Here is a 12697-nt window from a genome sequence, read left to right on the forward strand (position 1 = left end):
GTGTAATCACACTAGCTACTTCCAGCTCGTCTTGATGAGGTGCGTATTATAGACGGTTTAACTTCTGTGTCAACCCGTTTTATTAATGTTTTTAATCTTATTTTAGGAGATGAGTAAATCTGTACTTTTTTCAATGGGTTATAAAATTGAGGTTCTCTACTTTCTTTAATACTAGTGCGCAATGCGATTTAATTCACCAATTTTCAATAAAGATAAGCTTGTTTGATCTTCATAACTCGACTTATTTGTCCTGTCATTCTTGAGTATTTTCCTTAAACAAATTACCTCTTATATTTTTGAATGTTGATATTCATACAATTAGCACTATATACAAGCTAAGTTATTCAGGCTTATATGACGCTTTCAGTATATTGTCTTACATAGTGCAGTATTTGATACTACCTTTATCATAAGATATGGCTCTTATATTAGTCGTCGCGCAATCCCTTGATATCTAGTGTTGAGAGACGGTTTTTGCTATAATAGGTATTTTGCTGCATTACTTATATATTTTGGCTGTTATGTTACTTCTATAGTGAAATGCGTTTTGCTGCAATGCTATTGATTAACTGGCTTTGAGCCTTGCATCAGCTCTAGCATATATAGTCATAATAAGTCTTTAGGTAATGCGTTCCTTTCACAACATATCACAATGATTAGATATAATTGATGTGGTCTCACGGTTATATGATTGATGGTTGCAATCATCACTGCCAACGGACCCAATAATAGGCGAATAGATTATGGTAGCGATTACTTTACCCGATGGTAGTGTAAAAGACTTTGAAGGTCATACAACAGTCATGGAAGTGGCGCAAAGTATTGGGACAGGACTCGCTAAAGCGACAGTTGCTGGACGTGTAAATGGTCATTTAGTAGATGCACATGATCCTATCGTCGCTGATGCCAATGTTGAAATCGTAACGCCAAAAGACGACGATGGTGTCGATATTATCCGTCACTCATGCGCTCACCTATTAGGTCATGCAGTTAAACAATTATATCCTGATGTGAAGATGGTCATTGGTCCTGTTATTGATGATGGTTTTTATTACGATATCTTTAGTGAAACGCCATTTACGCCTGAGCATATGGAAGCCATTGAAAAACGCATGATGGAGCTGATCAAGCAAGATTATGACGTTATCAAAAAAATGACGCCACGTGCCGAAGCGATCGAGATATTTGAATCACGTAACGAAGACTATAAGCTAAAGCTTATTAATGATATGCCAGGTGAAGAAGCCTTTGGCTTGTATCATCATCAAGAATACGTCGATATGTGCCGTGGCCCGCATGTGCCAAACACGCGCTTTTTGAAAGTATTTAAACTGACCAAAATGTCAGGTGCTTATTGGCGCGGTGATGCCAAAAACGAGCAGTTGCAGCGTATCTATGGTACTGCGTGGGCTGATAAGAAACAGTTGAAAGCTTATATCCAGCGTATTGAAGAAGCAGAAAAACGTGACCATCGCAAAATTGGTAAAGCGCTGAACCTATTTCATATGCAAGAGCAAGCGCCAGGTATGGTGTTCTGGCATGCTAATGGTTGGACGATTTATCAAGTACTTGAGCAGTATATGCGTAAAGTACAATACGACAATGGCTATGAAGAGATTAAAACACCTCAAATTGTTGATCGCAGTTTGTGGGAGCGTTCAGGACATTGGGGCAACTATGCAACCAATATGTTCACGACTTCTAGTGAAAACCGTGATTATGCGGTAAAACCGATGAACTGTCCTTGTCACGTGCAAGTGTTTAATCAAGGTCTAAAATCTTACCGTGACTTGCCACTACGTATGGCTGAATTTGGTTCTTGTCATCGTAACGAGCCATCAGGTTCATTGCATGGTTTGATGCGCGTACGTGGTTTTACTCAAGATGATGCCCATATCTTCTGTACACAAGCACAAATTCAACAAGAAGTTGCTGATTTTATTAAGCTAACACTTGCGGTCTATGAAGATTTTGGTTTTGACAATATTATTATGAAGCTTTCTACCCGCCCTGAAAAACGCGTTGGTAGTGATGAGTCTTGGGACTTTGCAGAAAAAGCGCTAGCAGATGCGCTTGATAGCTCAGGGCTAGACTGGGATTACTTACCTGGCGAAGGTGCATTCTATGGTCCAAAGATTGAGTTCAGTCTGAAGGATTCATTAGGACGTATTTGGCAGTGCGGTACCATTCAGGTTGATCCAAACATGCCTGAACGTCTCGATGCTGAGTTCGTCAATGAGCAGAACGATCGTGAAGTACCTATTATGTTGCACCGTGCAATCTTAGGTTCGTTTGAGCGTTTCATTGGTATTTTGATCGAAAACTACGCAGGTTGGATGCCAGTATGGCTAGCACCGCAGCAAGTTGTGGTCATGAACATCACTGATAAACAAGCTGATGCATGTGAAAACGTGGTTAGCGAGCTTAAAAATGCAGGTTTGCGCGCTATTAGCGACTTGCGTAACGAAAAGATTGGATTTAAGATACGAGAGAAAACATTAGAACGTATTCCCTATATGCTAGTATTAGGGGATAAAGAAGTCGAATCGGGCAGTGTTAACGTCCGAACTCGCGAAGGTGAGAACCTTGGCGTGATGAGTGTTTCCGAATTTATTACATTAGTACAGACCGCTGTCAGTAAAAAAGGCCGACAGACCCCAAAAACAGATGAGGAGTAATACCTATTAAACAGTCCAACCGTTTGAACATCAACGAAGATATCAATGTCAAAGAAGTCCGTCTCGTTAAAGAAGATGGCGAGCAAATGGGCGTGGTTGATATCGCAACCGCGATGAAAGCGGCACGTGATGAAAATCTAGATTTGGTTGAATTAGTTCCTGAAGCTAAGCCGCCAGTATGTAAGATCATGGATTATAAGCACTTCCTCTATGATCAAAAGCAAAAGGCTAAAGAAGCTAAGAAAAACCAAAAGCAGACTCAGCTTAAAGAGATGAAGCTACGTCCTAGTACCGAAGAGGCCGATTATCAGGTTAAACTGAGAAAAATCGTGAGCTTCTTGGAAGATCAAGACAAAGTTAAAATTAGCATCCGTTTCCGCGGACGTGAAATGGCGCACCAAGATATCGGTCGCAAACAACTTGATCGTATCATTGAAGATACTGCTGATATCTCAAACGTCGAACAGTACCCTAAGATGGAAGGTCGTCAGATGGGTATGCTGCTTGGACCCACTAAGAAAAAGTAATCTGTCTATTGGATTGCTTTGAGTGGTGGCTGTTAGTCTATATAGCTATTTATAACTCTAACCATCAATATGCTGCGGGATATTGATGGTTTTTTATTATTTGGACTCAAAAACTGCTGTAATGAACATAGCTATGCTGAACATAAATAGCCTAGCATCATTGACTGACGCTATTTTACAAAATCTACCTTCTCAACTTTCTGATTACACGGTAATCTAAAGATCTAGTTATATTTACTAGTCAGTATTTAGCAGTAACTAGTGATTATTTGATAGAAGTTAGTATGAGCTAAAGATAATTTATAAGTGTAAAAAAGCTAAGTGTATAAATAAAAACAATGTACATCACGACTGTCAGAGTCGTTGGCAAAAAACACTTCCCTTCTCCGATATCAGAGGATATTTCATGCAAGAATTGACGCCACCAGAAAACGCTACAACTCCCAGTATCTCTCTAACAGCACCTGAACCTGTCAAAGAAATACAAAAAAGTGAAGCAGATCAGATGGTCAAATTGGATGAAAGCCAAATTCCTGAGCTCGATGCCAAGGTTGATGCTTTTGTTGATCATGTGATTACCAACTCTGTGCATAGCGATGAGTTTCGACAGAACGTGCAGTCTATTCATAATCTAGGTACAAAAGAGATTCGCGAGTCTGCACAAGTATCTAACCGAATGTTAGATTTGCCCGCAAAAAGTCTTAATGACAGTTTATTCGACAACTCTCCTATTGCTAAATCGCTAACGGAACTACGCGGGATTGTCGAAGACTTAGATCCGAGCAAAAAAGAGCTGACCAGCTCGCGCAAGTTGTTCGGTCTCATTCCATTTGGCAACAAGGTACAGGATTATTTCCGTCAGTATGAGTCAGCGCAGTCGCACATCAATGCCGTTGTGACTAGTCTCTACAATGGTAAAGACGAATTGCTTAAAGACAATGCGATGATTGAGCAAGAAAAAATAAATATGTGGGAGCTGATGCAGTCTATTCGTCAATATGTCTACGTTGGCAAAAAGATTGATGAGCAACTTGAGCAAAAGGTCTATGCGATAGAAGCAACAGATCCTGAAAAAGCGCGCATTATTAAAGAAGAGATGTTGTTCTATGTCCGTCAAAAAAACACTGACTTTCTAACTCAGTTAGCCGTGAATGTACAAGGTTACTTGGCGCTTGATACTATTCGCCGTAATAACCTAGAGCTGATCAAAGGTGTCGATCGCGCAACCACGACCACAGTGTCAGCTTTACGCACGGCTGTTGTTGTTGCCCAAGCAATGACCAATCAAAAACTGGTACTTGATCAAATCACTGCCTTGAATAAAACCACCAGTAGTTTGATTGAATCAACCTCAGCCATGCTCAAACGTCAGTCAGGTGAGATTCACGAACAGGCGACTAGCAGTAGTATTGAGCTTGATAAACTGCAAAATGCCTTCAATAATGTCTATGACACTATGGATATGATTAGTAATTACAAAATTGAAGCGCTAGAGAATATGAAGCAAACGGTCAATACACTGACCACTGAAGTAGATAAAGCACAAAAATACTTGGATAAGTCGAATCAGACTACGGTATTAGAAGTCTCAAAAGAGTTGGATAGTAAAAAAATCACTAACCAATCTAGCAGTGTCGATATCGATATTTGATTTATCCCTATAGCGGTCGTCAGAAAACTGACCGCTTCCTGCTACCGAATACACATAAGACAATTGACGCAAGATATTGCAACGTCGTTCGTGTTAAGATAGCCACTATTAATAATTTTAAAAATAGATACGGTAATTTATGAGTTGGAATGATCCAAACGCCTCAAGTGAGGCAAAAAAATATGACAACCCGATTCCTAGTCGTGAGCTGATACTCAGCACGATTAACGAGCATGGGGAAGTTACGCATCAACAATTGGCAAAAGCCTTTAACATTGATGATCCTGATCAGTTTGATGCTTTGGGCAATCGCCTAAAAGCAATGGCGCGTGATGGCCAAGTAAATCGTGATGGTCGTCCTTATCGCTATCGCACAGTGACCAAGCAAGATATCGTCTCAGGTACAGTGTCTGCCCATCCAAAAGGTTTTGGTTTTGTGGTACTAAGTGATATGCCAGATTTGTTTTTACATGAAAAACAAATGCGTTGGGTATTCAATGGCGATACGGTAGCAGCTGTCGGCACTTCAACAGACAATCGTGGACGTACCGAAGGACGTATTGTTGATGTTGTCGAACGTCGTCAAAACAACTTTATCGGTACACTTGCTCGTGATGAAGACGGCTATTGTGTTGAGCTTGGTAGCCCGAACAATCATCAGCCGATTACAGTTACTGATGACAATGTTCAGGCGCTAAATATTAAGCAAGGCGCTCCTGTTAAAGTCGATATCATTGACTGGCCAAACCAGCATGAATTTGCCACTGGCAAAATCACTGAAGTGCTGTCTGATGATAATGACCGTGAATTGATTATTGAGACTACCCTGCTCAACTATGATATTCCATCAGATTTTAGCGAAGCTGCGCTTAAGCAAGCCGATGACTATCAAGAGCCAACAGAAAAAGACATAAAAGGCCGTACAGATATACGTCATCTACCGCTTGTCACTATCGATGGCGAAGATGCTCGTGACTTTGATGATGCTGTATTTGCTGAAAAGCGTTCTGGTGGTAACTACCGTGTCGTGGTTGCGATTGCGGATGTCAGCTATTATGTGACACCGAATTCACCACTTGACCAAGATGCCTATGAGCGTGGTACTTCAGTATACTTCCCGCATCGCGTGATTCCGATGTTGCCTGAAGTGTTATCTAACGGTCTATGCTCATTGAACCCTAATCTAGATCGCTTATGTATGGTTGCTGATATCAAGATATCGCGCGCCGGTAAAGTGACTGGATATGAGTTCTATCCATCAGTGATGCACTCACAAGCCCGTCTAACTTATAATCAAGTAAACGATTATCTTGTGAACCCAAATGATAAGAGATTACCTAAATCACTAACAGGTAATAAAGACGTTAAAAAATCTGTTGATACGTTACATCAGCTGTATGAGCTACTGCTTAAAAAGCGTGAAGAACGTCATGCAATGGAATTTGAAACGGTTGAAACGTATATCAAGTTCAACGAAAAAGGCGGAATCGAAGCGATTTTACCGCGCACTCGTGGCGACTCTCAGAAGCTAATCGAAGAGTGTATGTTGCTTGCCAATACTTGTGCTGCAAACTTCGCGCTTAAACATGAGTTACCAGTTTTGTATCGTAACCATGATAAGCCTGATAATGAGAAGTCGATGCGTATTCATGAGTATGCGAAAAACTTTGGCTTACCATTCCCAGAAGAGAATCCAACGCAAGCGGATTATCAGCGCATTATCGAAGCGACTAAAGATAGGCCAGATGCCATCAGTATTCATAGCATGCTGCTGCGTTCAATGATGCAAGCAAACTACGCACCTGACAATATTGGTCACTTTGGCTTGGCATATGACGAATATAGCCACTTTACCTCGCCGATTCGCCGTTATCCAGATTTGATGCTGCATCGCGCGATTAAGGCAAAAGTCACCAATAGCCAACAACCTGTGATGGACTTTTCTCTTGAAGGTGCTGGTACACAAACATCAGATACAGAACGCCGTGCAGAAAAAGCATCACGTTATGTAGAGTCTTGGCTCAAGTGTCATTATATGACTGATCATGTCGGTGAAGAGTTCGAAGGCGTTGTGACTACGGTTACTAGCTTTGGTTTATTCGTCACATTAACTGACTTATATATCGATGGTTTGGTTCATATCTCAAACGTTGGTGATGACTTCTTTGTCTACGATGAGCAGCAACAGCAGCTTATCGGTAAAGATAAAGGCACGCTATTTGGACTGGGCGATTCGGTTAAAGTGAAGGTTGCGGGTGTCAACATGGACCTGCTACAAATTGACTTTGATTTGAAGGCTAAGTTGCAATCTAGTGCAATGAACCAAAGCAAAAAAGGTCAACCGAAGAAAGAGCAACCTAAGAAAACTCCAGCGAAAAGAAGCAGTAACCGCAGAGGTGCTGCCAAAAAAAGTTAAGCTTAGACTGATATTTAGATACTGGTGTTGTAATACAATAAAAAAGGCTAACGTAATCGTTAGCCTTTTTTATGCTGTGTACTTTTGAGTTATAGATGATATAGCTATTTATTGTGCCTATTGCGCATCGTCTAATTGCTCTACACGGTCTTGCTCGGCTTGCTGTGCTTGATCAATTTTGCTAGTAGCACTATCTACGATCGCTTTCGGCTGTTGGCTAAGTGGCTGGCTAGTAATATCTGTATCAGAGGTAGCTACTGTAGAATCAGGCTGTTCAGCCGCTACACTACTGGTTGCAATCTCTCTATTTTGTTCGCGACTATTGCCATTGATAATGTTAAAGCCAAGCAATGCCACAATACCAATTATTGCAAAGATAATAACGTGTTTCATTTCCATAAAAAGCCCCGTATTTGAATAACCACCAAATATAGATTCTGTTGCACTTTTTATGCCTAAACCTTATTTAATGTCTAGTACCTATTCTTGAGGGCTATTATTATTCAATAAATCCGTCTCATCTGAGCTTTGAGCAATCTCTTGCTCAACCTTTTCCATCAGCTTATCGTCAGGACGGGCGTCGAGAACCTCATTAGCACTGCGACCTTGCAGAATGGTTTTGGCTCGAGCCTTGGCTTGTTTTTTATCTTGGTCATCCGTATGACTCTCGTTGACCTGATTTGTTTCAGCAGGTTTAGGGATAGTCGGAGTAATCGCCATATCAGATTGAATATTATTAGTATTGCTGACACTGTTCTGCATGTGTTCAAAGGCTTTTTCTAACTTGTTGTTGAAGCGCAGACGATAGATAGGCTCAGGTAAGCTAAAGCCTTTGTCTTCTAGTGCGTGCTTGGTCTCACGAATGGCAATACTGCGTGCTTTGGCAAAGTCAGTCTCTGATTGATCTACCCAAACCTGAAATTCCAAAACAATATTAGAATCACCCACGTTGGTAATGACAGCAATTGCTTTGGGCTCATCCAACACAAACGCCAGCGTATGTATCGCATCCAATCCGACTTTAATTGCTGCTAAAGGATCATCATTGGCATCAACGCCCAATTCAAAAGTAAATCGGCGCTCAGGGTTCTTGGTGTAATTTAAGATCGTACCTTTAAAAACTTCAGCATTAGGAATGCGCAGCTGATTACCATCCAGTGTCATCAGTATTGTCGCACGTGAAGTCAAACGAACCACGATGCCCTCTTGTCCATTAATCACGATATGGTCACGAGCACGAAAAGGTTGGCGAATGCTCAGCATTAATGAAGCGATATAATTCTCAATGGTATCTTTGACTGCGAAACCAACCGCAATACCAATGACACCTGCCCCACCAAGCAATGTACCTAAAATAGTCTCTGCACCTATCAGACTTAGTCCTAGAATCAGACCAAAGATAATAAAGATAACTTTGACCGTTTGTGACAGTAGCTCAGCGACAAATGGATTGGGTGTTAGACGTTGCCACATCTTTTTTCGATTAGATAACCAACTGCCAAACCATGCTACCAAGGCAAATATAACAATGCCGACCAATAGTAGCGGTAGCGCCTTCACAAGATTAGTCACCTGTGCTTTTAAACCTTGATAGACTGTTGAGACATTCTCTTGAACATCTAGCGTGCGGTTAATTCTGTCTTCTACAGTGACGACATCTGTTAGACGATTGGTTAAATTAATCGCTTGCTGTGCTTTTTTTTCGTTGGCTGTTTCTCCCGTTAGGGTAACGACCCCTTGGGTGACACTAACATTGACGGCTTGTAAGCCTTCGATTTCAGAGAAGATACCGCTGATACGTTGACGAATGTCGTTGTCTTTTTGCGGTGTGGGTGTGGTCTCGATTTGAGCATTATTAGTGCTTTCGCCACTGATGACTGGCGGTGGAGCAGGCGTTGGCAATGAGCTGTCAAGTTCCGTGGTATCACCTGTTAATGTTTCATTTTCTGATGTGGCAGAATTATCGTTAGATACGCTTTCCTCTTTCGTTTCTACACCTTCAGTCGTCTCTATACCTAACGCTGCTGCGATACCAGAAATCTCTTCACTGGCAGCATGCGCTGAGAACGCAAAAAGGATGCTTAGTAGCAACACCATTTGACCCCACGCTTTTATAGAACTGCGTACTATCGGACGGTCAATGTAAGTGGCCATAAGCATCCTTTATTTTTTACGGATTTTTCTCGCTTAGCTGATTGTAATTAGCTGCCTGATTTTAGCTGACTAACTTCGGCTTTATTTAGCTATCTAAATAAAGCTGTGCTTCGCTCAAGTTCAGCGTGCCTTCGTAGATAGCGCGACCAGTAATAATGCCTTCGATACAATCACCATACGGCTTCAACAGCTCAATATCTTTCATATCGGTAACGCCACCTGATGCAATCACAGGTAGTCCGCCTTCACGCGCCAAATTAACGGTTTGTTCAACGTTAACGCCTTGCATCATGCCATCGCGGGCGATATCGGTATAAACGATTGATGACACGCCTACATCTGCAAAGCGCTTAGCAAGTTCGGTCGCTTTGGTATCTGTCACGTTTGCCCAGCCATGAGTGGCTACCATACCGTCTTTGGCGTCGATACCGACGATGATATGCCCTGCAAATTCGCGGCAAGCTTCCGCGACAAACCCAGGATCTTCAACAGCTTTTGTACCGATAATGATATACGTCAAACCTGCGGTAATATACTGCTCGATGGTGTTCATGTTACGTACACCGCCGCCCAATTGAATAGGCAGGTTCGGGTAGGCTTTGGTAATATCATTGACTACTTGTCTATGTACTGGCACGCCATCAAAAGCACCATTCAAATCGACCAAATGTAAGCGACGCGCGCCTTCATCTACCCAACGCGCTGCCATAGCAACTGGGTCATCAGAGAACACCGTATCATCTTCCATACGGCCTTGTTTTAAACGTACACACTTACCATCTTTTAAATCAATAGCCGGGATAATGACAGGCACAGCACACATATAGCATTCCTTATAAAGCACAAGATTGGCAATAAATTTAGTAAATTAAAATTTTGAGAATGAAACGTTATTGAAGCGTCAAATAACGAGAGAAAACGCTGCTTAAAAGTAGCATAAATTATGAACAGATCGAAAACCAAGACATCGCTAAGTTAACAATCTGTTTGAATATAAATAAGAAAGACAGAAACTAGACAATCATAACCATAAGTTTTAGTACGTAGAATCACTACCAACAATCGTTAAATTCTATTACTGACTGGCAATTTTAGGTCAATTTAGCGTATAATCCTAGGTAAATTTTTATTTGTTTCTATGTGATAGTAACCATGTGTTACGCTTTTTGTTGAGTTGTTACGACTCACTAATACAGCATGGTGATCAGGATGGATCGAGCAATCGCTCAATACGCCAATAAAATATTGGCCAAGAAATTGCTAAAAAGGACTATCTGAAAAATCTCAACCAATAGTCTCTAAACCATCGATTCTGCGGTATTTAACCTTAATTAGATGTCTTGCAAGTCCCTATCACTAGCTAACTATATTAAAACCGTTACGATTAAAACTATAGCAGCTTATAATAAGTGAGGTTTGCTTATCAGTTGCTTAGCTAGTTTGTCTTTCAACCAGTATATCATCTACCTTAATAGATCGTTATTTGGCCACACTCTTATTCTATCGAATATCTTTAAACGGTATTCGTAAACGAGAGATGGTCAAACATGCTGGTGTTACAAGTTTTAAATTTCAATGAAACGTGTGATAAAGCCATTTGTATTTAAACCAGTCTCTTTTAGCCATGTGCTGTAGCGATTGGTTTCGATGAAGCGGTTTTAGCATACACCTTGGTAGCCAGTCGCCACTTTGGTAATTCGAATAAGACATTAACGTGTTGTTAAGGAGTCTAAGGTCAGCGTTAATACTCTTACTAGTAGTTATGATCATGTATTGTCTTCACAGAGCTTTCATCCCTATTTCACTATAAAGGAAATAGACGATTGAAAGCTTTATTGAGTGATACAAATGTTCATGCTACCGATATACCAAACAGGACGTCTGGTATCGTTTTAGACTATGGACTAAGTTTTCGCTTATGATTACCATCAAAAAAGGTTTGGATTTGCCCATCACTGGTGAACCCTCCCGCGAGATATCTGAGCACCAACCGACACATGTAGCACTTGTTGGCTATGATTATGTGGGTATGAAGCCCACTATGAATGTCAAAGAAGGTGACATTGTAGCCAAAGGTCAGCCCGTTTTTGAAGACAAAAAACGTGTTGGCGTGATCTACACTGCCCCTGCTGCCGGTAAGGTCGTCGCTGTTAAACGTGGCGAACGTCGAGTGTTTGAGAGTCTTGTGATTGCGGTCGACCCAAATGGTGAAGAAGTAGACTTTGAGCGCTATGACTCACAGCAGCTTGCTGACCTAGACTCTGAAGTCGTTGAAACCCAACTGATTGCCTCTGGCGAATGGACAGCGTTCCGTACGCGTCCTTATAGCCGCGCACCCGAAATCGGCGCTCGTCCACATGCCATCTTTGTCACAGCAATGGATACCAATCCACTTGCCTTTGACCCAATGCTTGTGATCAATGAGCAGCTACAAGCGTTCAATGATGGACTTGCTGTATTATCTACGCTTAGTCCAAAGACCTTTGTCTGCCATCACGGCGATACCCAACTGACGCCAGTTGCAAAAACTGCAGCGAATAACGTCACTGAGTATCATGGTTTTGCTGGTAAGCATCCAGCTGGTCTTGCTGGTACGCACATTCATTTCTTGCATCCTATTAGCCGCGGTGTAACCGTATGGACGATTGGTTATCAAGATGTGATTGCCATCGGTAAATTGTTTACGACAGGTCGTCTATATACTCGCCGCATGGTGAGCTTAGCAGGTCCTGCTGTCACCAACCCGCACTTGGTTATGACTGAACGCGGTGCTGATATTACTGCATTGACCAAAGGTAAACTGGCTGCTGGCGAGAACCGTATCATTTCAGGTTCAGTATTGTCTGGTCGCAAAGTGTTTGAAAACATCGCCTATCTGGGTCGTTTTCACAATCAGATCAGTGTATTGACTGAAGGCCGTGAGCGTCCTGCGTTCCACTTCTTTACTCCAGGTAAAAACCGCTTCTCAAAACTGCCTATCTATATTTCGCAGTTCTTTGGTGGCAAAAAATACGACTTTACTACGACCAGTAACGGCTCACCACGAGCGATGGTACCAATCGGTGTCTATGAAGAAGTCATGCCACAAGATTACCTACCAACTCAGTTACTACGTGCATTGATCGTCGAAGACATCATTAGCGCCGTAGATTTGGGTGTGCTTGAACTGGACGAAGAAGATTTGGCACTATGCACCTTTGTATCTCCTGGCAAATATGAATTCGGTGATATTTTGCGTGATAACTTAACGCGCATTGAGCTGGAGGGCTAA

The 12697-nt window shown here is 41.7% G+C and carries 8 protein-coding genes; 5 read left to right on the top strand and 3 right to left on the bottom strand.

Features of this window, described 5'->3' with window-relative positions; genetic code table 11:
- Window positions 1-743 precede the first annotated feature (743 nt).
- From thrS to rnr, 4 genes are all read left to right on the top strand, one after another.
- Window positions 744-2678 (top strand): threonine--tRNA ligase, encoded by a 1935-nt coding sequence (gene thrS, locus QL886_RS06965; RefSeq protein ID WP_102091060.1) that lies wholly within the window; start codon window positions 744-746, stop codon window positions 2676-2678.
- Between the two features lie 23 nt (window positions 2679-2701).
- Window positions 2702-3205: a translation initiation factor IF-3 gene (gene infC, locus QL886_RS06970; RefSeq protein ID WP_057762155.1), complete on the top strand. Its 504-nt coding sequence runs from the start codon at window positions 2702-2704 to the stop codon at window positions 3203-3205.
- Window positions 3206-3611: 406 nt separating this feature from the next.
- Window positions 3612-4856 carry a toxic anion resistance protein gene (locus QL886_RS06975; protein WP_290178139.1) on the top strand — a complete coding sequence of 415 codons (1245 nt, stop codon included), beginning with the start codon at window positions 3612-3614 and terminating at the stop codon, window positions 4854-4856.
- Between the two features lie 139 nt (window positions 4857-4995).
- Window positions 4996-7272, top strand: a complete 2277-nt coding sequence (gene rnr, locus QL886_RS06980) for a ribonuclease R (RefSeq protein WP_238069996.1) — start codon at window positions 4996-4998, stop codon at window positions 7270-7272.
- A gap of 117 nt (window positions 7273-7389) precedes the next feature.
- Here the strand turns inward: rnr and QL886_RS06985 are convergent, their stop codons facing one another.
- The 3 genes from QL886_RS06985 to hisA form a co-directional block, all read right to left on the bottom strand.
- The gene (locus tag QL886_RS06985; protein ID WP_191114411.1) at window positions 7390-7671 is read right to left on the bottom strand and encodes a hypothetical protein; all 282 of its coding nucleotides are present in this window, start codon (window positions 7669-7671) and stop codon (window positions 7390-7392) included.
- Between the two features lie 81 nt (window positions 7672-7752).
- The gene (locus tag QL886_RS06990; protein WP_290178140.1) at window positions 7753-9426 is read right to left on the bottom strand and encodes a mechanosensitive ion channel family protein; all 1674 of its coding nucleotides are present in this window, start codon (window positions 9424-9426) and stop codon (window positions 7753-7755) included.
- 85 nt (window positions 9427-9511) lie between these two features.
- On the bottom strand, window positions 9512-10249 hold the full coding sequence (gene hisA / locus QL886_RS06995) for a 1-(5-phosphoribosyl)-5-[(5-phosphoribosylamino)methylideneamino]imidazole-4-carboxamide isomerase (RefSeq protein ID WP_201568059.1): 738 nt from the start codon (window positions 10247-10249) through the stop codon (window positions 9512-9514).
- A 1095-nt stretch (window positions 10250-11344) separates the two neighbouring features.
- On the opposite strand from hisA, the gene QL886_RS07000 reads away from it, so the two are divergent.
- Entirely contained in the window at window positions 11345-12697 is a 1353-nt protein-coding gene (locus tag QL886_RS07000) for a Na(+)-translocating NADH-quinone reductase subunit A (RefSeq protein ID WP_238069994.1), read from the top strand.

Source organism: Psychrobacter sp. APC 3281 (assembly GCF_030407815.1).
Classification (GTDB): Bacteria; Pseudomonadota; Gammaproteobacteria; order Pseudomonadales; family Moraxellaceae; genus Psychrobacter.